This is a genomic window from Lysinibacillus sp. LK3 (assembly GCF_001043675.1).
In the GTDB taxonomy this organism is placed as follows: domain Bacteria; phylum Bacillota; class Bacilli; order Bacillales_A; family Planococcaceae; genus Lysinibacillus; species Lysinibacillus capsici.
On the sequence record NZ_LDUJ01000022.1, the window covers coordinates 101,634 to 125,395 of the forward strand.

General features: G+C 37.2%; 24 protein-coding genes. 11 read left to right on the plus strand and 13 right to left on the minus strand.

What is annotated here, in order from left to right; translation table 11 throughout:
* Nucleotides 1-11 precede the first annotated feature (11 nt).
* A complete protein-coding gene (locus VK91_RS16865; protein WP_048394446.1) occupies nt 12-1,064 on the minus strand; it encodes a sulfate ABC transporter substrate-binding protein in 1,053 nt (350 codons plus the stop codon).
* A gap of 462 nt (nt 1,065-1,526) precedes the next feature.
* Here VK91_RS16865 and VK91_RS16870 point away from each other — a divergent pair, with 462 nt between their 5' ends.
* The 4 genes from VK91_RS16870 to cysC all read left to right on the plus strand — a co-directional run bounded on the left by VK91_RS16870 (nt 1,527) and on the right by cysC (nt 5,105).
* Nucleotides 1,527-2,228 carry a phosphoadenylyl-sulfate reductase gene (locus tag VK91_RS16870; RefSeq protein WP_048394447.1) on the plus strand — a complete coding sequence of 234 codons (702 nt, stop codon included), beginning with the start codon at nt 1,527-1,529 and terminating at the stop codon, nt 2,226-2,228.
* 12 nt (nt 2,229-2,240) lie between these two features.
* The gene (locus VK91_RS16875) at nt 2,241-3,305 is read left to right on the plus strand and encodes an inorganic phosphate transporter (RefSeq protein ID WP_048394449.1); all 1,065 of its coding nucleotides are present in this window, start codon (nt 2,241-2,243) and stop codon (nt 3,303-3,305) included.
* Nucleotides 3,306-3,375: 70 nt separating this feature from the next.
* Nucleotides 3,376-4,515, plus strand: coding sequence for a sulfate adenylyltransferase (gene sat / locus VK91_RS16880; protein WP_048394451.1), 1,140 nt, complete (start codon nt 3,376-3,378; stop codon nt 4,513-4,515).
* Nucleotides 4,512-5,105, plus strand: coding sequence for an adenylyl-sulfate kinase (gene cysC / locus VK91_RS16885; RefSeq protein ID WP_048394453.1), 594 nt, complete (start codon nt 4,512-4,514; stop codon nt 5,103-5,105). Before sat ends, cysC begins: the two co-directional genes overlap by 4 nt.
* A 44-nt stretch (nt 5,106-5,149) precedes the next feature.
* On the opposite strand, the gene mnhG is transcribed toward cysC, so the two are convergent.
* From mnhG to VK91_RS16920, 7 genes are read right to left on the minus strand one after another with little or no spacing between them, the layout of a single operon-like run.
* Entirely contained in the window at nt 5,150-5,518 is a 369-nt protein-coding gene (gene mnhG / locus VK91_RS16890; protein WP_004228373.1) for a monovalent cation/H(+) antiporter subunit G, read from the minus strand.
* Nucleotides 5,502-5,783 (minus strand): Na(+)/H(+) antiporter subunit F1, encoded by a 282-nt coding sequence (locus VK91_RS16895; RefSeq protein WP_004228375.1) that lies wholly within the window; start codon nt 5,781-5,783, stop codon nt 5,502-5,504. Before VK91_RS16895 ends, mnhG begins: the two co-directional genes overlap by 17 nt.
* Nucleotides 5,780-6,259 (minus strand): Na+/H+ antiporter subunit E, encoded by a 480-nt coding sequence (locus VK91_RS16900; RefSeq protein WP_048394455.1) that lies wholly within the window; start codon nt 6,257-6,259, stop codon nt 5,780-5,782. Before VK91_RS16900 ends, VK91_RS16895 begins: the two co-directional genes overlap by 4 nt.
* A gap of 4 nt (nt 6,260-6,263) precedes the next feature.
* On the minus strand, nt 6,264-7,751 hold the full coding sequence (locus VK91_RS16905; protein ID WP_048394457.1) for a Na+/H+ antiporter subunit D: 1,488 nt from the start codon (nt 7,749-7,751) through the stop codon (nt 6,264-6,266).
* On the minus strand, nt 7,744-8,085 hold the full coding sequence (locus VK91_RS16910; RefSeq protein ID WP_004228379.1) for a Na(+)/H(+) antiporter subunit C: 342 nt from the start codon (nt 8,083-8,085) through the stop codon (nt 7,744-7,746). The genes VK91_RS16905 and VK91_RS16910 overlap by 8 nt, the downstream gene beginning before the upstream one ends.
* The gene (locus VK91_RS16915; RefSeq protein ID WP_004228380.1) at nt 8,085-8,507 is read right to left on the minus strand and encodes a Na(+)/H(+) antiporter subunit B; all 423 of its coding nucleotides are present in this window, start codon (nt 8,505-8,507) and stop codon (nt 8,085-8,087) included. Before VK91_RS16915 ends, VK91_RS16910 begins: the two co-directional genes overlap by 1 nt.
* Nucleotides 8,494-10,905 (minus strand): Na+/H+ antiporter subunit A, encoded by a 2,412-nt coding sequence (locus VK91_RS16920; protein ID WP_082148168.1) that lies wholly within the window; start codon nt 10,903-10,905, stop codon nt 8,494-8,496. The genes VK91_RS16915 and VK91_RS16920 overlap by 14 nt, the downstream gene beginning before the upstream one ends.
* A 155-nt stretch (nt 10,906-11,060) precedes the next feature.
* Here VK91_RS16920 and VK91_RS16925 point away from each other — a divergent pair, with 155 nt between their 5' ends.
* Nucleotides 11,061-11,624: a DUF5366 family protein gene (locus tag VK91_RS16925; RefSeq protein ID WP_048394459.1), complete on the plus strand. Its 564-nt coding sequence runs from the start codon at nt 11,061-11,063 to the stop codon at nt 11,622-11,624.
* A 343-nt stretch (nt 11,625-11,967) separates the two neighbouring features.
* On the opposite strand, the gene VK91_RS16930 is transcribed toward VK91_RS16925, so the two are convergent.
* Nucleotides 11,968-13,818, minus strand: a complete 1,851-nt coding sequence (locus tag VK91_RS16930) for a transglycosylase domain-containing protein (protein WP_048394461.1) — start codon at nt 13,816-13,818, stop codon at nt 11,968-11,970.
* A 237-nt stretch (nt 13,819-14,055) separates the two neighbouring features.
* On the opposite strand from VK91_RS16930, the gene VK91_RS16935 reads away from it, so the two are divergent.
* Complete coding sequence (locus VK91_RS16935) at nt 14,056-14,643, plus strand: peptidylprolyl isomerase (RefSeq protein ID WP_004228389.1); 588 nt, start codon at nt 14,056-14,058, stop codon at nt 14,641-14,643.
* 22 nt (nt 14,644-14,665) lie between these two features.
* The gene (locus VK91_RS16940; protein WP_004228391.1) at nt 14,666-14,878 is read left to right on the plus strand and encodes a hypothetical protein; all 213 of its coding nucleotides are present in this window, start codon (nt 14,666-14,668) and stop codon (nt 14,876-14,878) included.
* 51 nt (nt 14,879-14,929) lie between these two features.
* Here VK91_RS16940 and VK91_RS16945 read toward each other — a convergent pair whose 3' ends face one another.
* Nucleotides 14,930-16,354 carry a hypothetical protein gene (locus VK91_RS16945; RefSeq protein WP_048394463.1) on the minus strand — a complete coding sequence of 475 codons (1,425 nt, stop codon included), beginning with the start codon at nt 16,352-16,354 and terminating at the stop codon, nt 14,930-14,932.
* A 110-nt stretch (nt 16,355-16,464) separates the two neighbouring features.
* Nucleotides 16,465-17,637, minus strand: a complete 1,173-nt coding sequence (locus tag VK91_RS16950; protein WP_048394465.1) for a MalY/PatB family protein — start codon at nt 17,635-17,637, stop codon at nt 16,465-16,467.
* A 72-nt stretch (nt 17,638-17,709) separates the two neighbouring features.
* On the opposite strand from VK91_RS16950, the gene VK91_RS16955 reads away from it, so the two are divergent.
* A complete protein-coding gene (locus VK91_RS16955; protein WP_004228396.1) occupies nt 17,710-17,970 on the plus strand; it encodes a DUF1871 family protein in 261 nt (86 codons plus the stop codon).
* 77 nt (nt 17,971-18,047) lie between these two features.
* Here the strand turns inward: VK91_RS16955 and VK91_RS16960 are convergent, their stop codons facing one another.
* Nucleotides 18,048-19,388 (minus strand): sodium-dependent transporter, encoded by a 1,341-nt coding sequence (locus VK91_RS16960; RefSeq protein WP_048394467.1) that lies wholly within the window; start codon nt 19,386-19,388, stop codon nt 18,048-18,050.
* 200 nt (nt 19,389-19,588) lie between these two features.
* Here VK91_RS16960 and VK91_RS16965 point away from each other — a divergent pair, with 200 nt between their 5' ends.
* From VK91_RS16965 to yugI, 3 genes are all read left to right on the plus strand, one after another.
* Nucleotides 19,589-20,137, plus strand: a complete 549-nt coding sequence (locus VK91_RS16965) for an RNA polymerase sigma factor (RefSeq protein ID WP_048394469.1) — start codon at nt 19,589-19,591, stop codon at nt 20,135-20,137.
* Complete coding sequence (locus VK91_RS16970) at nt 20,130-21,782, plus strand: hypothetical protein (RefSeq protein ID WP_048394471.1); 1,653 nt, start codon at nt 20,130-20,132, stop codon at nt 21,780-21,782. The genes VK91_RS16965 and VK91_RS16970 overlap by 8 nt, the downstream gene beginning before the upstream one ends.
* Before the next feature lie 86 nt (nt 21,783-21,868).
* A complete protein-coding gene (gene yugI / locus VK91_RS16975; protein WP_048394473.1) occupies nt 21,869-22,246 on the plus strand; it encodes a S1 domain-containing post-transcriptional regulator GSP13 in 378 nt (125 codons plus the stop codon).
* Nucleotides 22,247-22,287: 41 nt separating this feature from the next.
* Here the strand turns inward: yugI and VK91_RS16980 are convergent, their stop codons facing one another.
* Nucleotides 22,288-23,595, minus strand: coding sequence for a sigma-54-dependent Fis family transcriptional regulator (locus VK91_RS16980; RefSeq protein ID WP_048394476.1), 1,308 nt, complete (start codon nt 23,593-23,595; stop codon nt 22,288-22,290).
* Between the last annotated feature and the right edge of the window lie 167 nt (nt 23,596-23,762).

The window sequence follows — 23,762 nt, forward strand, 5'->3', positions numbered from 1 at the left end:
CAAAACGCTCCTTATTGTGGTACGTATATTTCATCAAAGGTACCACCATCTTTAAAATGGGTTGCTTGTGCTTGTGACCAACCACCAAAATCATCGATGGAAACAAGTTCAAGCTGAGGGAATTGATCTTTATACTTTGCTAGAATCGTTTCACTACGTGGTCGATAATAATTTTTCGCTGCAATTTCTTGCCCTGTATCACTATATAAATGCTGTAAGTAAGCTTCAGCGACTTCACGTGTCCCTTTTTTATCTACGATTTTGTCTACAACTGCAACTGGTGGCTCTGCTAAAATACTTAAAGAAGGCGTGATGATTTCAAATTCATCCTTACCTAATTCATTGAGAGAGAGGTATGCTTCATTTTCCCACGCAATTAAGACATCTCCAATTTTACGTTCTACGAATGTTGTTGTAGCTCCACGAGCGCCAGAATCAAGTACTTCTACATTGCTGTAAAGTGATTTCATAAATTCTTTTATTTTTGTCTCATCATTGTTATATAACTTTCCGGCATAAGCCCAAGCAGCTAAGTAGTTCCACCGTGCACCTCCAGATGTTTTGGGATTAGGCGTTATGACAGATACATCATCTTGAATCAAATCACCCCAATCTTGTATGTTTTTGGGATTGCCCTTGCGAACTAAAAAAACAATTGTAGATGTATAGGGAGTCGAATTAAGATCAAATTCGGTTTGCCAATCTTTATTCAGCAGCTCACGAGTTTGAGCAATTTCATCAATATCGTAAGCGAGTGCGAGTGTCACAACGTCGGCTTCAAGACCATCAATAACTGCACGCCCCTGTTTGCCAGATCCACCATGTGATTGATTGATTGTGACGTCTTGGCCAGTATCATCCTTCCATTTTTTTGTAAAATATTTGTTAAACTCATCGTAAAGCTCCCGTGTTGGATCATAGGAAACATTTAGTAGCTCTACAGACTTCTTGTCTTCCTGACCGCTTGTTTTTTCATCTGAGTTAGCACTTCCACAGCCAGTTAAACTAAGCGTTAGAATAGTTAATAATGCCAAGGATTGTAGAACATAGCTCTTTTTTTTCATAGTTAATCCGCCCCTTTTCTGTCTTAAGAATGCAAAAAGCCATCACCCACAATGACATGACAACATTGGGTAGATGGCCTTCAGATCCTCTGATCAGCGTTTTTTTAGGTCAAAGCTTTAGTAATACATTAAACATATATTTCCTATTAGTCAACAAGGAATTATAAAAAAGATTATTTATTTTGAAAATTAATAAAAGTGTCCTTAGATACCACTCATCATATGCAGCAAAGAGCAAAAAAAATGGGTGTATGGAAAAGATATTTAAAAAACCTAGTTGACTGCTTGGTGTACTTTAGTATATATTTGGTAATAAGAAGAATGATTGTAGTACGAGGTAACAACTACTAGTGAACAATCATTAAATATAGAGCTGGCTAGTCAAACTAGAGGCGTTTTAACAAAGACCTGTTTTTCCTATGTCTTTTGTTAGAACGCCTTTTTTGCTATGAGGGGGATTCGATGTTAACTTACGAAAATTGGCAAGAACCGATCATTGATTTTCAGGTTGATGATATGTATAAGGCTGCACTAGAGGTTTTACAGTGGAGCTATCAAGAATATGGAGATGAAATCGTCTATGCATGTAGCTTTGGTATTGAGGGCATTGTCTTAATTGATCTCATTTCAAAGGTAAAGCCTAACGCTACGATTGTATTTTTAGATACAGATGTACACTTTAAAGAAACATATGAAACCATTCATAAAGTCAAAGAAAAATATCCACAACTCAACATTGTCATGAAAAAGCCAACCCTTACACTTGAGCAACAAGCTACACAACATGGTGACGAACTATGGAAAACCAACCCAAATAAGTGCTGTGATATTCGTAAGATAAAACCTTTACACGAAGCCTTATCAGGTAAAAAGGCTTGGATATCAGGTTTACGTCGTGAGCAATCACCAACACGTCAACAAACAAACTTTTTAAATCGTGACGATAAATTTAAATCGATTAAAGTTTGTCCATTGATTCATTGGACTTGGAAGGATGTCTGGCGTTATGTTTCGAAGCACAGTTTGCCATATAATCCGTTACACGATCAAGGCTATCCAAGCATCGGCTGTGAGCATTGTACGAAACCAGCATTTACAATGGAGGATTTACGTTCAGGTAGATGGCAAGGTTCTAGTAAAACCGAGTGCGGGTTACATGAATAAAGGAGTTCTGCCATGCTTGAATATTTTGCAATAGCTATTAGTTTATTTTTTGCGATGAACATAGGAGCAAGCGGTGCAGCAGCCTCAATGGGTGTTGCTTATGGGGCAGGTGCCATCAAAAAAGCGTGGCAAGCATTGCTTTTATGCGCGATAGGCGTCTACAGTGGAGCTGTATTAGGCGGAGGAGAGGTAGTCAAAACGATAAGCTCAGGCATTATGCCCCAGGAATATATTACGGTAAAGGTTGTCATCATTATCTTGATTTCTGCGACAAGCTCGTTATTTTTCGCCAATCTTTTAGGCATTCCCTTATCAACAAGTGAAGTAACAGTGGGTGCTGTCGTGGGTGTAGGAATTGCCTATAAAGTACTATTCGTCAATTCGCTGCTTGTCATTATATCATTTTGGGTGATTGTACCGCTTGTTGCCTTTGTCATTGCTCTTGTATGTGGAAAGTTATTATATAAGTTACAAAACACAGGGTTGCTGAAAGATCGGCCAATTTTAACTGTTCTTCTCGTTTTAGCAGGATTTTTCGAAGCATTTTCAGCGGGGATGAATAATGTTGCCAATGCAGTTGGGCCGTTGGTGGGAGCAGGAATGATGGATGTGACAACGGGCATTGTGCTTGGCGGTGCATTTGTCGCAATAGGTGCTCTGCTACTTGGTAAACGAGTGCTTGAAACAAACGGTAAAAAAATAGTGCGCTTTCAAAAGGCAGAGGGCATTCTTATTTCAAGTACAGGTGCACTGCTTGTTGGCGTAAGCTCAATTTTTGGGCTTCCAGTACCTTTAACACAAGTCACTTCTTCATCCATCATTGGGATGGGGATGGCGAAAAACGGAAAACAAATCTTCCATAAGCATATTGTGAAAAAAATTATACGTATTTGGGTTGTATCACCCATCTTTTCATTAGTCATTTCTTATTTTTTAGTGCAGTTATTTTTAGAAAAAGACCTTTATGCCATTATTTTAAATGGCAGCATTATTGTTGGGACGCTAGGGGTCATTAGTCTGATGCGTACGATGCGTGAAGAAGAGCAGTCTATCTATGATGCAGGGGAAGGCATTTAAATTGAATCATATCATCACTATCTTTTGACTACAAAACTTAGTATTTAACTAGAATTAGGAGGAGATTTTTATGAGTCTACAACCACATGGTGGACTACTTGTGCAAGCATTTAATCCGGAAAAAAAAATCACAACTATTCATAAGGAAATTGAGTTGGATGCAATTTCGTTGAGTGATTTAGAGCTAATTGCTATAGGGGGGTATAGCCCAATTGAAGGTTTTTTAACACAAGTAGACTATGAGTCAGTCGTGGCACAAAGTCGTTTAGCATCAGGTGTAGTATGGAGTATTCCGATTACCTTACCTGTTACAAAAGAGAAAGCGTCCATTTTACAGCCTGGTGACGAGGTGAAGCTGGTTTATGGTGATGAAGTATATGGCGTTATTGAAGTAGCAGATATTTATGAGCCGAATAAACGAAAAGAGGCTTTACTTGTCTATGGAACAGAGGATTTAGCACATCCGGGCGTTCAAAAGCTTTTTGATCGTCCTGCCATTTATGTTGGAGGGAAAATTACGTTAATTAAACGTCTTACACAAAAGTTCCCTGCTTATTCATTTGATCCAATAGAAACGCGACAATTATTTGCTGACAAGGGATGGAAAACTATTGTTGGCTTCCAAACACGTAATCCAGTCCATAGGGCGCATGAATATATTCAAAAGGCAGCACTTGAAACGATTGATGGGTTATTTCTAAATCCACTTGTGGGTGAAACAAAGTCAGATGATGTGTCAGCTGCTATACGTATGGAGAGCTATGAGGTTTTATTAAAAAACTATTATCCTGAAAGTCGTGTACAATTAGGTATTTTTCCAGCCGCTATGCGGTATGCAGGACCAAAGGAAGCTATTTTCCATGCACTTGTTAGAAAAAATTATGGCTGTACTCATTTTATTGTTGGTCGAGATCATGCAGGTGTTGGTGATTATTATGGCACATATGATGCACAAAAGATTTTTGAACAGTTTACTGAAGATGAATTGGGAATTGTCCCACTGAAATTTGAGCATAGCTTTTATTGCCAGCAATGTGAAGGCATGGCGACGACAAAGACGTGTCCACATGATAGCTCTGCCCATGTCATTCTATCAGGAACGAAGGTACGTGAGATGCTACGAAATGGAGAAGTACCACCAAGTACATTCAGTCGTAAAGAAGTCGTAGACATTTTAATTAAAGGCATGAGTAAGGAGGTAGTGAAATGAGTTCAAACATTGTTTGGCATGAAGCCTCCATTACAAAAGAAGAACGCCGTTCAAAAAATAAACATCAAAGCTTTATTTTATGGTTTACGGGTTTATCTGCTTCAGGGAAATCATCAGTGGCTAATGCATTTGCCCGTCGATTATTTGAAAGGAGCAATCAAGCCTTCGTATTAGATGGTGATAATGTGCGTCATGGCTTAAATAGTGACTTAGGATTCGATGAGGCAGGGCGCAAAGAAAATATTCGTCGAATAGGTGAAGTCTCAAAGTTATTTATAGAGAGCGGTCAAATTGTGCTAACGGCTTTTATTTCACCTTATCGAGAAGATCGTCAGGTAGTCCGTGAACTTGTAGAGGATGGTGAATTTTTAGAGGTCTTTGTAAAGTGTTCAGTAGAAACATGTGAAAAAAGAGATCCTAAAGGTTTGTATAAAAAAGCAAGGAATGCTGAAATTGCTAATTTTACAGGGATTAGCGCTCCATATGAAGAACCGATTAACCCAGAAGTTATTTTGGATACAGAACAGCATTCCATTGAAGAATGTGTGGAGCAACTGACAAATATTTTAACTGCCAAGGGATATATTTAACTAAAAAAATCTGCTCGATTTAGTAATCGGGCAGATTTTTACGTTTATTTTACACCTTGTTCCTTTTTCATTCTGTCAATTTCAGGACCTAGTTCATCACGTACGGTACCTTTCCAAGGCTTAACACCAGCAATATAGGAAGAACGTGTCATAATGTGTCCGCCAACAGGACCAGTAATAAAGAGAAAGAGTATCCCCAATAAAATACGAGGGTTGAAATGATCTTCAATGAGCCAAAAGTGAAAGAATACACCAATTAGTACACACATGACGCCAAGTGTTGCACTTTTTGACGCGGCATGTGCACGTGTATACAAATCAGGTAAGCGGACAAGTCCAATAGCTGTCACGACAATAAAGAGTACTCCAACAGTAATGAAAAAGATAACTAAACTATTAGCGAGAATTGTCACGTTTGATGATATCTCCTTTCTCTATGAATTTAGAGAAAGCCATCGTACCGATAAACGATAAAATTGCTAGCAATAAAATGATTTCAAGAAAGAAGCTTGTTTCCACTAAAATCGAAAATAGTCCGATTAGGGAAATGAGTGAAACACCAAGTGAATCCAAAGCTACAACACGATCGGATGCGGAAGGACCTTTTACCATTCGATAAATGACCGCTATCATAGATAAGCAAATCACTACGATTACAGCAATAATAAATGTTGTCATGATTTACTCACCTCCAAAATCGCTTTTTCAAATGAATCTCGAATGGAAGCAATGGCTTCATCCACATCGTTAATATCAATTGCATGTACATACAAAGTTTTCGCATCATCCGAAACATGCACTACAACTGTTCCTGGCGTTAAAGTAATAAGACTTGATAATAACGTAATTTCCCAGTCTTGTGTTAAAACAGTTGGATAAGCAAAAAAGGCTGGTTGCATGTCCAGTTTAGGCTTCAACACTACTTTTAACACTTGAACATTTGCTAAAATTAATTCTTTAAAGAACAACAACGTTAATTTTAGCAGGGCCCATAATCGATAGACATAAAGACGGGACTTGAAAAACCTCCGCATGAGAATAAGTAAAAGTATCCCCATCATGAATCCTATGATAAAACCAGTTGCTGTGTAATTAGAGGAAAGGAACATCCAGACAAAGGCAAGTACAAAATTTAAAATCATTTGAAATGCCATAGTGCTAATCCTCCTTCATCACAGCATCTATATAGATAGATGGATCATTTAATAGTTTTGCAGCATCATCCATAAATGGCGTAATCCATTCAGAACCCACACCATATGCGACCGTAATAAGTACTAACAAGGCAGTAGGCATAAACAGCATTTTATAGGTAGATTTGTCGACGGTACCTTGTGTTTCTTTTTCCTCACCCCAAAAGGCATAGAGGAAAATACGAATCACGGATAGTAGAACAAGCAGTGAAGATGCTAAAATGAAAATACTGCTCCATATACTGCCAGCCTCAAAGCCTCCCTGAACAATTAACAGCTTTCCAACAAACCCGCTAAGTGGTGGAATTCCAGCTAAGCCGAAAGCTGCTATTAAATAACACCAACCCAGTGCAGGGTATTTTTTCATAAGTCCACCCATTTTACGCAAGTCAGATGTACCAGTAATGTAGATGACAATGCCGATTAACATAAAGAGTGCTGCCTTAATCAGCATATCGTGAATTAAATAAAACATCGCTCCTTTTAAAGAGGCCTCATTCATTTGAGAGACACCAAATAAAATGACACCTACTGCAATGACAATGTTATAGATAATAATGAGCTTTACATCAAAATAAGCGAGTGCTCCAATACAACCAGCCACAATTGTTGCAATAGCTAATGCCATTAGTAAATCATGCGTATAGGATAAATCATGTACAAAAAATAGTGTGTAGGTACGTGTAATGGCATAGACCCCAACCTTTGTGAGCAGAGCGCCAAATAGAGTTAAGACAGGGATCGGGGCTGCTGCATACGAAGTAGGAAGCCAAAAGTATAATGGGAAAATAGCTGCTTTTAGTCCAAATACCATTAAAAATAGTACGGCAATAACAGTAATAATCCCTGGTTGATTAATTTCAGCAATTTTTACCGCAATATCAGCCATATTTAATGTCCCTACTACAGAATATAAATAGGCCACGGTTATAACAAATAATGCCGAAGAAATAACATTAATTAAAATATATTTAATTGACCCTTTCAGTTGCCCCTTCTCACCACCTAAAACGATGAGTAAATAGGAAGCCATTAACAATACTTCAAAGAACACAAATAAGTTAAAAATATCACCTGTTGTAAAGGCACCATTGACCCCAGTTAAAATAAACATAATACCAGGGTAATAAAAGAAGCGTTCGCGTTCCTTCGTGATAGAACCGAAGCCATACCAAACAACAAATAGTGCAATAAGCAATGTCGTTGTAACGAGCAATGCAGACACCATATCAGATACCATTGTAATACCGTAAGGAACAGGCCAATTTCCAAATGTGACCTTTTGAATACCATCTTCTTTCACTGTTAAAAGCAGTGAAAGGGCAGAGAGGAGGGCTAGTCCAATCCCAAGTAATGAAAATGATCGCTGATAAGTTAGATTTTTTTGTCCAAACATTAAAATCATACCGAAGAAAAACGGGATGATAATGGGTAATAGTAGGAAGTTATTCATCCTCATCACTTCCTCTCATTAAGCTAATATCATCCGTGTTAAGCTCTTGATAGGAACGGTAGGCAAGTACAAGGAAGAATGCTGTCACCCCAAAGCTTATAACAATTGCAGTTAAAATAAGTGCTTGGGGTAAGGGATCAGCAAATGTTTTGGCTCCTTCGTTTAAGACAGGTGGAGCTTCACCACCAAGACCACCCATTGTTAAGATGAGTAGATGAGCACCATGACTTAACAGACCTGTTCCAATAATAATGCGCAATAAACTTTTTGATAAGATTAAATAGACCGCTGCCATAAAAAGAAAGCCGATCACAAAGGCCATAATTATTTCCATTATTCATCCTCTCCAATCGTTTGAATAATGGTCATCGTAACGCCGACAACAACCAAATAGACCCCGCTATCAAAAAGCATAGCCGTGTGTAATGACTGTTTGCCTAGAAGCGGTAAATCGAAATAATCAAAGAAATGTGTGAAAAACGGTTTGCCCACAAACATTGGGTATGCCGCAGTAGCAAGGGCTAATAGTAAGCCAATGGCTGTTAAATATGTGTAATTAATAGGTAGTATATGGCGGACTGTGTTGATATCATAGGCTAACACTAAAAGAACAAGTGCACTTGATGTTAACAGCCCTCCAACAAAGCCTCCACCAGGTGTATAGTGACCAGCTAAAAAAATATGAATGGAGAAGAAGAAAATAATGAAAAATACAATTTTAGCTGTAAATTGTATTATCACATCATTTGTTTTCATGAGTGTTCTCCTTTCTATTCATACGTAACTTAATCATAGCTAAGATGGCCATGCCAGCTATACCGAGTACTGTAATTTCAAACAATGTATCGAAACCTCGATAGTCTACTAAAATTACGTTTACAATATTTCCACCACCAGCTAAAGAATAGACGGTTTCCTCGTAGTACTTAGCAATAGAGGGAATTAGTTTTTGAGAATGAGCTGATAGCGCAACAAGTGTTACCATCACACCAACTGCAATGGAAACAATGGCACGATTTAACTGGAACCTCATTCGCTCCTCGCGTTTACCAAGCTTAGGTAAATGGTAAAATGCTAATAAAAATAGTGCTACTGAAATCGTTTCTATAACGAGCTGTGTCAGCGCTAAATCAGGTGCGTTAAAAATGACAAAGAATAAGGCTACTGTATAGCCTACAGTACCAAGCCCAATAATGGCTGTTAAACGTGATTTGGCCAAGATGGTGATGGCAGTACCAATTAATAAAACTACGATCAAGATAATTTCATACAAATTAATTGGTGAGGCTCCTTGGAATGAAATACTAAATGCATCTTTCACGAATAGAGAGCCGATAACAATAATAGTTATTCCGCTAAACATATAGAGTAAATAGTGACGCATAGAACCTGTCATATAGCGTCGGGAAATACGATTTAAGCCAATATCTAATCCCTGCATGATTTTGTCATAGGCATTGTTTAATGTTAACGCTTGCGGGAATCGTTGATACATCCCTTGCCATTTTGGTAAGGCAACAAATAACAATACCCCAACTATTATAATTCCAATGGTCATCAGTAACTCTGGGGTGATGCCATGCCAAGCAGATACATGAATATCAACAGCTTGAGGTGAATCATACAAAAATGGCTGTATTGCTTGAACGGCTGGTTTTACAAAGGTATTACCGATAAAGTTTGGAATAAAGAAGATTGTCACAACTAAAGTTGCTAAAAGAATAGGAGAAATTAGCATACCAATCGGCGCCTCATGTGGTTTATGAGGTAACTGCTCTGGTTTGTAATTCCCATTAAATGTTCGGAAAACAAAATAGAAACTATAGATAAATGTAAAAATACTAGCAATCCACGCAACAATAGGGAAGAGTGCTCCCCATGTTTCAAAGCCGAAGAATTCAAACTTTTGAAGTGCAAGCATGGCTGTTAAAAACATTTCTTTACTTAAGAACCCATTAAATGGTGGAAGACCAGCCATTGATAAACTTCCTATTGCAGCCACAGTAAAACTAATTGGCATAATACTCATTAAACCACCGAGTTTACGAATATCTCGAGTTCCAGTTTCATGATCCACAATGCCTGCAATCATGAAGAGACTGCCTTTAAATGTTGCATGATTAATAAGGTGGAAAATGGCAGCAAATGCAGCAAATTTTATGGTATCGATTGAGCCATTTGCATGAAAAGCAACAGCACTTGCCCCGAGTAGTGACATAATAAGTCCAAGCTGACTGACTGTAGAGAATGCTAGAATACCTTTTAAATCAGTTTGCTTCACTGCAAAGAAGGAACCCCAGAATAAAGTTAAGATACCTACACCTGTTACAAGCCACACCCAAAGTTCAGAGGCTGCAAATATCGGCGTAAATCGTGCAACTAAATAGATACCTGCTTTGACCATTGTAGCTGAGTGAAGGTATGCACTTACTGGTGTTGGCGCCTCCATGGCCTCTGGTAACCAAATGTAGAATGGGAATTGCGCGGATTTTGTAAATGCTCCCAAGAGTAATAGGACAAGTGACCAAGTGAATAAAGGTTGGTCTACTAAATTTGGTGCCATGACTATCAATTCTCGAATCGAGTAGGTTCCTCCCATTAAATAAAGAAGAACGAAGCCACCTAACATCATTAAACCGCCGCCAACTGTAATCATCATAGACTTTAATGCACCGAAGCGTGAGGCATCCCGATTATACCAATAGCCGATGAGTAAAAATGATGATATGGATGTTAGCTCCCAGAAGAAATAGAGAGTAATTAAATGATCTGACTGTACTACTCCCAGCATGGCTGACATAAATAACAGTAAGTAAACATAAAAGTTATGTAATTTTTCTTTATGTTTATCTAAGTAAAAAATGGAGTAAAGCACAACTAACGAGCCAATTCCAGTAATGAGTAATGAGAATAATAAGCTAAGTCCATCTAAATATGAGATGATGGAAATATCAAGCGATGGAATCCAAGGTAGCTCTGCAGTAAATACTTCACCTTTAGCAACTTGAGCAATATATGTTGTATAAATAACAGCAAGCGTAACAGGTACAGCCAGAACAAACCAACCTGTGTGAATATTATTCATGCGTTTATATAATAATGGCACTAATATTGCAACAAGCATTGGAATAAAAATATAAAGTACTTGTAACAAAAAAACCCTCCTTTATGCAGGTAAGTAAATCAATTATAACGTACTTTAATTGGGAATGCATATGTACTATTGGGATTTAGCTTGCGGTCGTTGGAGAATTTTCGTTATATTATAAATAGGAAGTTATCAATAAAAATAGAGGAAAAAAATTTTTTATGAAGAACCCATATATCTATGGTTATCTACCATTAATTACAATTTTATTGTTTAGTTTGACATTTGGGATGTATGCTGTTGGTAAATCTTTACAGATTTTTCAAGCTATCGGTGTGTATTCAGGAATGCGAGAGTTTTTATCAGATTTTGAGTTACGTGTATTTCTTCTCATCGTCTTTGCCATTGTTTTTTTTATGTTATTTTCTGCCCTTAAACTAGTAGGCGAAACCATTCATGAAGTAGGAATGCTGTTCTTTTCAAAGGACAACGAAGGAGCCACAGTTAGTCAGGCTCGAGGTGGCTATATTATCTTATTTGTAGGTGCTATGTGTTCTGCATTTGCCATCCAATTTATTTATGTTTTAATAGGTATTTTCGTCATAACGATATTTACCTACTTTATTTATCTGATTTATAAAATGAGTCATTTTATATCAATGGGCGGCACAATCGGTCTATTAATCTTTGAGCTTTTTATGTGGACGATTCTTTTAACATTAGTTATTTATGTCGTATTAAAGCTATATAATGGCATTTTGGCAAGTTTGCCGTTTGCAAATTAATACATACTATTAAAATGGTGATGTTAATAGCAGAAAAAGAGAGTTTGAAAGGCGAGGGGTTGATTTCCGTTCCGCCAGCGTCCTTTCCAGGGGGCGTTGATGAGCCGCTTCACTCATTTCATTCGCTCCAGGGTCTCCTCTGTGACGTTAAATCCCATGGATAGTGAGACAGGCGAGCCCCTGTACGGAGCGGAGGAAGCGGCTCGGCGCTCGTCCACAGGAAAGCAAATAGCCTGTAACGGAAAACCATTTACATCTTTAATAAAAATTTAATTGATGGTTTTGTTTTTTTACACTTTAAAAAGGTAGTAGTCTTAGCGACTACTACCTTTTGCATGTTTCACTACTCAAGCAACACGTTAAATAATTGGTGATGAATTTTGTACTCTTCTAATTGCTGCATCGATTGAGGTTTATCATACCCTAGCCATACAGCAGCAGTATATTCATTATTGAGTCCAGCAAGCCAGTAGTCACGATAGTCATTCGTTGTCCCTGTTTTTGCACCAACGTAGCTGCTATTACTATAGACACCTTGACCCGTACCGTTTGCTACAACATCTGCAAGGAGTTCACGCATGTATTTTACTGTTTTAGGAGACCAAATTTGATCACGCTGTGTATCCCAACTATAAAGCTCTGTTCCATCTAATGCTGTGACTTTTCGAATACTATGTGCAAGTACATAAGAGCCATCAATAAAGCTAGTATAAGCATCTGCTAGTTCTAATGCTGTTACACCATAGGTTAGTCCTCCTAATGATGCAGCATAATTATAATCTTTCTCTACAATCGAGCGGAAGTGAAAGCGATTAAGGTAATGAAAGGCTGTCTCGACGCCAACGGTTTGAAAGAGACGAAGTGCAGATGTATTATAGCTATGTCGAAAAGCAGTACGAATTGACACATCACCATACGTATAGCCCCCATAGTTTTGTGGGCAAAACGAGCCCACACAATAACGCCCACCATTGACAATCGAATCAGGTGTATGAGATGTTGTTTCGAAGAATGGTGCATAGACTGCCAGAGGCTTAAAAGCTGAACCAGGCTGACGTGTTCCTTGGAATGCACGATGGAAATCAAATTTTTCATAGTTCTTTCCTGCATACAGACTGACTATTTCTCTTGATTGGTTTTCGATGGCTGCACCTGCAGCTTGCCATGGGCTAGTACCTAAAATAGCTGACATTTTTTCCTCATCATGTTGCTGTTTAGTAGGATCAAGTGCTGTGTGAATGATGAGTCCATTTTGAAATAATGTATTGAGTCGAATGTCTAATTGTGCTTTAATTTTTTTCTTTTCTTCCTCATTATCTGTAGAGCTTAGTCGATCCGCATAACCTTCTTTTTCTGCAATAAGCCATTTTAGCTCTTGAAGAACATAAGTGCTATACATTGGATAACTTTGAATTTTATCTTTCACATTTAATGTAATGGCATCAGCCTTATAGTTTTTTGCCTCTCCCTCTGTAATAGCCCCATTTGCTGCAAGGGTATCTAACAAACGCTCCTGCCTTGCTTTAGTTTGATCATAATTCTTTAAAGGATTATAAAGGGAAGGGTTATTTGGGATGGCAGCAATGAAAGCTATTTCAGCGATGGATAATTCTTGGAGTGGCTTTTGAAAATAATAGGTGGCTGCTCCGCCAATGCCATAAACTTGATTGCTGAAATAGGACTCATTTAGATACATCGTTAAAATGGCTTCTTTATCAAATTCTTTTTCTAATTCATAGGCATAAAAAAGCTCTGTTAATTTCCGTTCATATGTTTTTTCTTCGGATAAATAACGCATCCGAACAAGCTGCTGCGTAATTGTACTACCACCTTGAGAGGTTGTGTTGCTATTTGAATTGGCTACAACTGCACGAATAATAGCACTTAAATCAAAGCCAATATGCGTATAAAAATCAGCATCCTCACTGGTAATGAATATTTCCTGGGCAATTTGTGGAATTTCTTGTAAACTTAGTGGCTGCCGCCATTCGACATATTCCTCACTAAATGTTTGCCCATTTCGATCAATAAGGGTAACAGGTAGTTGGGCCTCTACCTCGGGTAAATGTATTGCATTAGTCATTTGTTCCTCATGTGCTTGTGCAATATTGATTTCTGTTTTAATGTTTGTGCTAATCCACCATAAAGCAGGAAAGGATAAAATGATAATAAAAAAACCAAAAGCCTTTTTCATGTGTGCCTCCACTCTTTCTATAAATCCTTCATCAGAATAACATATTTTGGATTGATTCCAAATACTCGCTCAGACCTATTTACATAGTTTTAAACATGAATAGTAAAAGTGCAAAAATCGTCAATACTTAGAGGGAGAAAACCAGTAGGAAGTATGTTAGACTAAAATGAGGTCAGAAAAGGTGCAAGGGCATCTTTTTCATTGAAACTGAAATTTATCATTAAAGGAGAGACTTCCATGTTTCCACAGTTAACAACAGACGTACAAGCAGGCGAAGTGCTTGTAGAAATGAACACAACATTAGGTGCTATCAAAATTAAATTATTCCCTGAGCACGCACCGAAAACGGTTGAGAATTTTTTAGGTCATGCTAAATCAGGCTACTATAACGGCATTATTTTCCACCGTGTTATTCAAGACTTCATGATTCAAGGTGGCGACCCAACTGGTACTGGTATGGGCGGAGAATCAATTTGGGGTAATTCCTTTGAAGATGAGTTCTCAGAGCAATTGTTTAACCTACGTGGAGCGCTTTCAATGGCAAATGCAGGACCAAACACAAATGGTTCTCAATTCTTTATTGTACAAATGAAGCACCTTCCAAGTGATATGCTTCGTCAATTACAAGGGGCGGGCTTCCCTGAAGAGATCATCGAAGCTTATGCTCAAAACGGTGGTACACCTTGGTTAGACCATAAACACACAGTATTCGGTCATGTAGTAGAAGGTATGGACATTGTGGATAAAATTGCAGATGTGGAAAAAGATTTCCGTGACAAACCATTAGAAGATGTGAAAATTGAGTCAATTACAGTCTTTGAATAATACGTATAAGGACGTGTAGAACATGCAGAACTTTATGTATCAATTTTTATATTTCCCAGAAGACAAATCAGGTTATATTCCAGCAGCATTTGAATTTTTAATTATGCTTATTTTATGTATTATCGTGTTTACGCTTTTCAGAAAAATTTCTAAGAAACAAGAATTAAAATCAAAAGAAATTGAAGCACGTATTTTAGCAGAAAAGAAAAACACAAACAATCAACAGAATATCTAATAAAAAAGAATCTTCTTGCCACAGAGGGCGAGCAGATTCTTTTTTATTGTGTCATTTTTTAAAGCGTCGGATAGTATTTTGCAGGGCCTTGACGGCAGTGAAACAAACCAGTACGAGTGACAAGCCAATCCCACTCAAAGCAGTAATAAAGGCTACCCATTCAAAAAGTGTATAACTACCGATGCTATCGAAATCACTGCTATCTTTCCAACCTTCAATGACTAAGTTCATCCCATAAATGCCCGATACCACAGTAAAAACTGTTAAAATAAATAGTAAATTATTACTTCGATTATCGGATTGATCTTCCTGTGTTCGATACAAACTATTCAATGTTTCTTTCGTTTCTACATAATGTTCATCTATACGGAAGTACTTTCGTAGCAATTGAGCAATTTCTCTGCCTTCTGTTCGTACGATAACTTCTTCAAAATAATAGCGTGCAGAAAACTTTGTAATCAGCTCGATTAGTTCATTGACAATCTGTTTATCTTTGCCCCACTTTATTTCACTATACTCATAGGAAAGCTTTAAGAGCATCATTTTATAAAAATAATGAATGAACAAATTGTAATAGTGCGTACCCATAAATTCTTGAATGCTATGTGTACATTTGGCAAACGCCCTATTTGTAATCGTTATTTGTGCTTGTGAGGAGGTGATAATATAACTGTTAGGAGCCCAGCGTGTATGGGCATGCTCTTGTACATAATTAGAGATATATGAAGGATTAGTGCTAGAAATAAAGGGTTTGCCAGCAGGTGTCCTACCGTCTACTTGTCCTAAGCGAAATAAATGCTCAGGTATAATTTTAGCTTCTTCCTCTGCAATTAAATAAGCTGAGGCAAACATTCTCTCATCTTCAAAGAAAGGTAAGCCTTCATAGCTATGGTCTTGTTGATGTAATAGAAAGGGTTTTAAATAAGGTATAAAATACTTAAATAATAATTCACTCGTAGAAGAACAATGACCAAATGAAAAATGATGACTTGCACCTTTTTCCTCTCGTAGTTTAGCCTCTAATACTCTAAAATAGTGGATAAAATTTAAGATATCACTTAGATCATGCGATTGATCTGTAATATTTGTTCTGACTGTTATAATTCCATTCCCAAAAGGACATAATGTCACATCAATACTCATCACTTCGTAATCATAATTGATTTGACTTTCTTGCAGATGTAAGGTGCCTTGTGTATAAAAAGCTTTCGAAAAACGAATAAAGTCAGGGTTATTCATTTCGTTTGGAAATAATTTATCCTCCAAAAAAGGATAGAAAAATTGGGCAAGTTCCTCATGTATAATCGTCATATCACCATAAAAAGCGTCTTCAAGAGATGTATTGTTTAAGGTGAAAAAGGAAAAGCCCTCGTTTAGTAGTATATCACTGATTTTTTGACGATTTTTTTCGGAATAGGCGAAGGGAAATAGGAATGTCATATAAGCACGTTTAATCGTTAATGGGACAATGTCCATGTAAAATCACCTCTGTATAAATCCGATTGATAAGAACCTTTTCCACAAAATTTTGTTTTTAAACATAGAAAAAGGATAGCTCTAAGGAGAGAGATATCCTTTCAACCATTTTATTGCGCAAAGACCTTTTTAAAACGCTCGACTCCATCTTTCACAGTATCAAATGAACAAGCAACATTCATACGTAGGAAGCCACGACCTTCTTCTCCGTATTTTGTCCCTGGTTCTAGAGCAAGCTTTCCGATTTCAAGTAAGCGGTTCATGATCTCCTTCTCTTCAAGCGCTAGTTCTCGGTAATCAATCCAGATTAAATAAGTGGATTGAGGAATCGTAACACGAATACCTGGAATCTGCTCTAACTCCGTTTTCACATAATCCATGTTGGCAGAAATATAAGGAAGTAATTCATCTAACCAAGGAGCCCCTTCTGTGTATGCAGCATGAAGGGCAACAGAGGCAAATGTATTTAATGAGCCTTGACCACTTGCCATATTGATGGCCTCAAGCTTCAAGCGTTTTTTCTTATCTGTTACGATCATATATGAAACCTGAATTCCTGCTAAGTTAAATGTTTTAGTAGGAGCCATACACGTAACAATGCGATTGATTTCATCACCTGCAACTTTAGCTAAAGGAATATGTTTATCCCCATTAATCATTAAATCAGCATGGATTTCATCAGAAATAATGATGACATCATATTTAGCACAAAGTCGTACAATTTCCTTTAAAGTAGCTTCATCCCATACATAGCCTCCTGGATTATGCGGGTTACATAGTATGTAGGCTTTCACATCTTGGGCTAAAGATTGCTCGAAGGCTTCAAAATCATAGACAAACAATCCGTCTTTTTCAATTAAGGGGCAACTCACAACTTCACGACCATTACTTTTTGGTATGTTAAAGAATGGCGGATAAACTGGAGGTGAAATGAGTACTTTGTCCCCAGGGTTAGTTAGGGCAACAATGCTGTTAGCTAATGCAGCCACAACACCATTACAGAATAGGATGGCTTCTTTCTCTATGTGCCAGTCATGGCGAGTACTTTGCCAGTCTACAATGGATTGTATCGCTTCTTCACTCATATAACTATAGCCAAAAATAGTATGTTCAGCATGTTGTTGTAAAGCCTTTGAAACGGCTATTGGAGCAGGAAAATCCATATCGGCTACCCACATTGGTAAGATATCTGAGGCATCGTTTAGGCCATAAACCTTTTCCATTGCGTCCCATTTTACTGAGTTTGTACATCGACGTTTGATAGTTTGATCAAAAATAGACAAGCAAATCACTCTTTTCTTTTTTTTTTACTATGGTATCATACGAGTATGATCAAAGGATAATAGGTGAGTATTTTGGAAAATATAAAAATGAATCAAGCAGCTGTCCATCTGCTAGAGGAGTGGGATCCATTCCACTTAGGTCCAGACCATTATGATACAGAAACAGCAGATGTAGTTGCAGCATTGCAAGGGATTGATGATCCATCAACACTTGCAAAAGTTATTCAAGAAACATATGAGCATTCGTTTGAGCAATGGATACCGTTTGAAGATTGTGTAGCCATTTCTTACAAACTAATTGCCATTAAATTTGAAGCGAAATGTATTATTTAAAATATTTTGCATATTCCTTATAAAAAAAGGGGTTGTCAATGGACAACCTCTTTTTTAATGCATCATGAGGCTATTACTTATTTAAATAAAGGCAAAATCCCCTGAATGAAAATAATAAAAATGGCGAGTGGGGAGACGTAGCGAATTAAAATGTACCAAATATTAAACATGAAGCTAGACGCAGCTAATTCTTTACGTGAAATATCCCTTGTATAATAATAACCTGCAAAAATTGAAATCAACAAAGCTCCAATCGGCATTCCGATGCTATTAGTCATAAAATCAACAAAGTCAAAAATAGAGCGATCTACTATTTTTACATCTGCTAATATGCCAAATGAAAGGGCACTTGGAATACCAAAGATGAAAATAACGATTCCACCAATCCAAGCAATTTTTCTACGTTTTTCTGGTTTATCACCAATAGCGATTGCCACGACTATTTCTAACATGGAAATGGAAGAAGTGACTGTAGCAAAAAGCAATAGAATGAAGAAAATAGTTAAGAATAAGCCACCAAGAGGTAACTGCTCGAATACAGCTGGCAAAATAATGAATACTAAGCCTGGCCCTTGATCAGGCGTATAACCAAGCGCAAATACTGCTGGGAAAATAACAAGTCCTGCAAGTAAAGAGATAATAATATTCATAGATGCTACATTAATCGCAGAGTTACCAATCTTCTCTGTTTTAGATAAATAGGAAGCATATGTAATCATAACCGCAATACCTACACTTAATGAGAAGAATGCTTGTCCTAAGGCCATTAAAAATGTTTCAGCATTTAAATAGGACCAATCAGGTACAAACATAAATTTAACGCCTTCCATAGCCCCGTCTAAAGTTAAAGAGCGAATAACTAGGACAATAAAGAAAATAAAGAGGAGAGGCATCATCCATGTGCTGGCTTTTTCAATTCCGCCCTTAATACCTGCTGACACAATGACTACTGTTAATAACATAAATAGTCCCTGTACAAGTACTGCTTCGAAAGGGCTTGAAATAATATCGCCAAATAAATCAGCGTAGTTGATGTCAGAGCCAGCATTCGTTAGCTTAAATGTAAAGGCACGACCTAAGTAGCTTAAAATCCATCCACCAACAACGCTGTAGAATGATAAGATAAGGCCTGCAATTACCATACCGCCCCAGCCAATCAAATACCATGGCTTTCCTGGTGCTTGTTCCTTAAAGGAAGTGACGGCATCCTTTTGACCTCGACGACCTATCATGAACTCAGCAATGAGGACGGGTAAGCCAATAAAGAAAGTACATAAAATAAATAATAAAATAAAGACACTACCGCCATTCGTACCCGCCATATAGGGGAATTTCCAAATGGCTCCTAAACCTATAGCACTTCCTGCGGCAGCTAAAATAAACCCAATTTTTGTTGTAAATTGATCCCTCGATGACACGAAAATAAATCCTCCTTATACTAAAGTATTATTTTACCTCAATATTCTCATAACACAAGCAAATATCAGAAAATTGATGATAGCATGAAAGACATTTGATGGAGTAAAAATTTAGAGAGATGACATATGAGGAAAGACATTTAAATTATGTAACAATTAGGTAGAATACTTCGTTTCATTATCAAAAAGGGGGGAGAGCTATGACGGAGGTTGAACTAATAGCAAGGGCGCAGCAAGGAGATAAAGAAGCCTATATCGAGCTTATCCGCATACATCAACAAACCGTTGAAAAGTTTGCCTTTCAATGTGGCGTACATACAAATGATTTAGCTGATGTTTCACAGGAGGTATTTGTTAAACTATATCGCTTTTTACACCAATTTAAACAGGATCGATTTACCACGTGGCTCTATAAAATCACATTAAATGCTACGCGTGATTATTATCGTAAGGAACAACGGCAGCAGGCTAAAGAGGACAAGCTACAAGCCCAACAGCAAAAGACTCATTCATCTGCTGAAGAGGATGTTCTTTTGTTTGAAGAGGACAGGCATCTACATCGTGCTATTCAGGCACTTGACGAAAAATACCGTTATCCTCTCGTGTTGTATTATTTCCACGAATTAAAATACGAAGAAATCGCTGAAGTTTTAAATATTTCGTTATCGACGGTGAAAGTGCGATTATTACGAGCGAAGGAAAAGCTAAAGGCAGCATTAATGCAAGATGGGAGTGTTGAAAATGGATGATAAGCAATTTGACCAACGTATGGCACTACTGAAAAAATCCTATGAACGAATGGAAGCGAAGCTTGATCCTGATACTGTCTTTAAACAAATTGAAGAAGAGGATATATCCAAGGAATTATCTTTTGAAATTATCAATAAAGGTCATCAGCGCCCCTCAAGATGGCAAAAGTCGGTTGTCTGGTTTGTAAGTATTGCGAGCGTGTTATTAGTGGGTTTATTAGGAACTTCATATATGATTAGACAGCCTGAAACATACAATAACAGTGATAAACAGATTTCCCAAGAAAATGATGACAAAACGATAGGGACGTATGAAAAATGGGTAGAGCGAATCACCAAGAAATATAAGAGAGTGAAAGAAGATATAAGTAGAGAGTTGAAAGTTTCAGTAGAAGAACTGAATACTTTTTCATATATTCAAAATGCAGATTCCATGTTGGCCTTCTATACGAGTTACGAACGTCCGATAGAAGAGGATTGGGAATTGCAAATAATGGAGAAAGAAATTTTAGACGGTTTAATGACCCCAAGACGAGCCTTAGAGACAATCAAAGGATATGGGCCATTATCCTTTAATGAATCTTACGGAATCTTTAGCTTATATAAGCAATCGCTTAATGACATAGAAATGTATTTTAATTCTTTACTTGAACCTTATGAACAGTTTTTCAAGAAAAAGATAGATCGTAGTCAGTATCCATCAGATTTAAAAGCAATCATTGAAACAGCAAGCAAGCAATATATGGAACTTCATTTGGATACGGATGGTTCCTATTATTTTAAAGCTAATCCCATCGATGGGGAATTTGCTTTTGAGCCTATAAAATACATGCACCCTGATATTTTTGGTTACTTTGAGTTTTTACAAAAAGGATTTTTAGTAGGAGAAGAAGGCTTGAGGTATACACGAGAAGAAACAGCTGAATCCTTGAAAATTATGGAGCGTTCATTGTTGTTTGATATCAATACGGCGAATGTTACTTATAAGGAATTAAAGGCAGTATTTGAAAATACTTGGTTAGCTCTAATGAAAGGATCCACTAATTATCAAGTGTATGCTGAAAAGGGAATCGTTAATAAAGAATACCTGAATTTTTTACAAAAAGTTGCTAATGGAAAGTATGGGGAGGTAATGACAAAGAATGCGGCAACTATTTTAAATGAATTACACCAATATAACAACTCAGAAACGTTAGTAGGGCTGTCAATACAAGATATTTCAGCGGCCATTTTGCAAGTTAGGAAAGATACGGCAGTTGAAGAATTTAATATTGTAGACATCGATGATGCAGAGATTGCACAAATTAAGAGAATTTATGATCAGTATTTGAAAAGTGACCCTGAACCATTTATTAATCAGCTCAGTCCTTTAAATATGGTATCCCTTTATTTATATGCAATTTCTATTGGAGATGAATCATTGCAAGAGAAAGTAATCCTATCAAATGTAGAAATAGAGTCTGATTTTTTAAACAAAGTAAAAGGATTATCCATAATTAGCCAAATGTCGCAATACAATGGAATTTATCCAATGGTGGCTGTACGACTTGATGAAGAACATCAAAAAGAGTATGGCAAGCAAATTTTGTTTAGATTATCTCAAAATGAAGATGGTTTTTACCGTATAATTGGTATCATGGATTGATGAGATGATTTTTTGCCCCGTTTTTACACGTATGTTATAATTTAAGCGATATATACGTAGCAAACAAAAGAAAGTGGGCAAAGGTTATGGTAAAAAAATATGAATTAGGAGACGTGTTGACCGGAAAAGTTACAGGTATTCAACCATACGGTGCATTTGTTGCACTAGATGACAATACGCAAGGCCTTGTGCATATTTCGGAAATAACATACGGCTTTGTGAAGGACGTTAGTGAATTTTTAGCTGTTGGGCAAGAAGTTGAAGTCAAGATTCTTGAAATCGATGAAGAGGCCGAAAAAATTAGTTTATCGATGAGAGCGCTACAGGATCGCCCAGCAACAGTAAGAAAAAAAGATGTACCACCACGTAAATCATTGCAGGACCGTGTAGATGAATCGGATGCAAATGGTTTTAATTCCTTAAAAGATAAATTGCAGGACTGGATTGAACAATCTGGTCAATAAAGAAACGAGGATGCTTTCGAATGAAAGTATCCTCGTTTTTTCTATTGCTTTTTTATTTTGCGGATTCGATATTGCAGGTTTTGTCTGCTCATACCAAGTGCATTCGCTGCCTTTGTAATATTGCCCTCATATAAATTTAAGACATTTTGCACATAATATGATTCGGCTTCACGCAAATAGGCATCGAGTGGCATGACATTGTGATTTTGATGGAACATAAAAAATTCTGGTTCACGATTATTTGTATCTTGCTGCTGCACTTTGAAGCGGAAATGTAAAGGTAATAAATCTGAAGTAACAGTGGATTCCGTTGTCATAAATGAAACAATTTCATCCAGTAGTAGCTCAAGCTCTTTTAGATTTCCTGGCCAATCATATTGTAAAAATAATTCCTGTACATCTGGTGCAAGATCAGTGACTTGTGAAGCAAATCGTTCTCGATGTCGACTAAAATAATCTTCTACAAATGGAAGAATGTCTTCTTTTCGATCCGTTAAATTGGGAATGGTAATGGCCATTGTAGCAAAGAAATAATATAGAGATTTTGACAGCTTCTTTTCGGCAATCAATGTAATGGGATCACTGCCCACACTGCCAATTAGCATATATTTGGACTGTGGAAGTGAATGTAGTATATCCAAAAGTTGCTCTTGAATGTCTAAGCTTAAAAAATCTATACGTTCGAAGAAGAAGGTGTAATCTTTATCTTCTTCTAATAATTGCTGTAATTTATCAAGCACCGATTGAGCTGAACGGCGACTAACGAGTGTCACAAAGGCATCAGGATCAGGTGAAGCGGCGTGGTGAATGCCCTCTGCTACTAAGTCTTTCCCTGTGCCAGATTCGCCAATTAATAATACTGGTAATTTTACAGCAGCTGCTTTTTTAGCGTTGTCGATAACCTGCTTCATGGATTCAGAATCAGCTTTAATCATATCAAATGTTAATGGTTCATCGTAACGACGAAGGGGTTGATAAACAAGCTTTTCCAGAGAGGTAATATCACGTGCAAATTCGATTGCGCCAATCAGTTTGCCTTCAACAAAAAGTGGAAAAGTATCATTGATTGTTGTAATTTCATGACCATTTTTATTCCAGTAGGATTGTTTAACGTTAATTTCTTTTTTTCCTGTTTGTAAAACACGCATTAACGTACTTTCATGTTGACGGAAGGAAAACATTTCAATAATGGAACGATCCGCAAGTTCATCAAAATGAAATCCTTCAATTTCTTTCATTTTCGTATTGTAAATAATCGTTTTGCCAGATAGGTCTACTGCATGAATACCAACGGATACATTTGTTGCAATAAACTCATAAAAAGGTAGTAAAGGTTCAGAATTTTTCATAAAAATGTGCACCTCAAAAATTTTTTACTTGAAATATGCAACGAAATTTTGCATTATAATAAGTGTAAGAATATTTTATACGCAAAGATATTTTGCGTCAATGTTTTTTGCATACCCAAACACATCTCACAAGGGAGGATTAAGTATGATTCCATACAAACACGAAC

Coding starts and splice junctions, on each gene's coding strand:
- VK91_RS16865 (WP_048394446.1), bottom strand. CDS start 1,064: ATGAAAAAAAAGAGCTATGTTCTACAATCCTTGGCATTATTAACTATT.
- VK91_RS16870 (WP_048394447.1), top strand. CDS start 1,527: ATGTTAACTTACGAAAATTGGCAAGAACCGATCATTGATTTTCAGGTT.
- VK91_RS16875 (WP_048394449.1), top strand. CDS start 2,241: ATGCTTGAATATTTTGCAATAGCTATTAGTTTATTTTTTGCGATGAAC.
- sat (WP_048394451.1), top strand. CDS start 3,376: ATGAGTCTACAACCACATGGTGGACTACTTGTGCAAGCATTTAATCCG.
- cysC (WP_048394453.1), top strand. CDS start 4,512: ATGAGTTCAAACATTGTTTGGCATGAAGCCTCCATTACAAAAGAAGAA.
- VK91_RS16895 (WP_004228375.1), bottom strand. CDS start 5,783: ATGACAACATTTATTATTGCTGTAATCGTAGTGATTTGCTTATCTATG.
- VK91_RS16900 (WP_048394455.1), bottom strand. CDS start 6,259: ATGGCATTTCAAATGATTTTAAATTTTGTACTTGCCTTTGTCTGGATG.
- VK91_RS16905 (WP_048394457.1), bottom strand. CDS start 7,751: ATGAATAACTTCCTACTATTACCCATTATCATCCCGTTTTTCTTCGGT.
- VK91_RS16910 (WP_004228379.1), bottom strand. CDS start 8,085: ATGGAAATAATTATGGCCTTTGTGATCGGCTTTCTTTTTATGGCAGCG.
- VK91_RS16915 (WP_004228380.1), bottom strand. CDS start 8,507: ATGAAAACAAATGATGTGATAATACAATTTACAGCTAAAATTGTATTT.
- VK91_RS16925 (WP_048394459.1), top strand. CDS start 11,061: ATGAAGAACCCATATATCTATGGTTATCTACCATTAATTACAATTTTA.
- VK91_RS16930 (WP_048394461.1), bottom strand. CDS start 13,818: ATGAAAAAGGCTTTTGGTTTTTTTATTATCATTTTATCCTTTCCTGCT.
- VK91_RS16935 (WP_004228389.1), top strand. CDS start 14,056: ATGTTTCCACAGTTAACAACAGACGTACAAGCAGGCGAAGTGCTTGTA.
- VK91_RS16940 (WP_004228391.1), top strand. CDS start 14,666: ATGCAGAACTTTATGTATCAATTTTTATATTTCCCAGAAGACAAATCA.
- VK91_RS16945 (WP_048394463.1), bottom strand. CDS start 16,354: ATGGACATTGTCCCATTAACGATTAAACGTGCTTATATGACATTCCTA.
- VK91_RS16965 (WP_048394469.1), top strand. CDS start 19,589: ATGACGGAGGTTGAACTAATAGCAAGGGCGCAGCAAGGAGATAAAGAA.
- VK91_RS16970 (WP_048394471.1), top strand. CDS start 20,130: ATGGATGATAAGCAATTTGACCAACGTATGGCACTACTGAAAAAATCC.
- yugI (WP_048394473.1), top strand. CDS start 21,869: ATGGTAAAAAAATATGAATTAGGAGACGTGTTGACCGGAAAAGTTACA.
- VK91_RS16980 (WP_048394476.1), bottom strand. CDS start 23,595: ATGAAAAATTCTGAACCTTTACTACCTTTTTATGAGTTTATTGCAACA.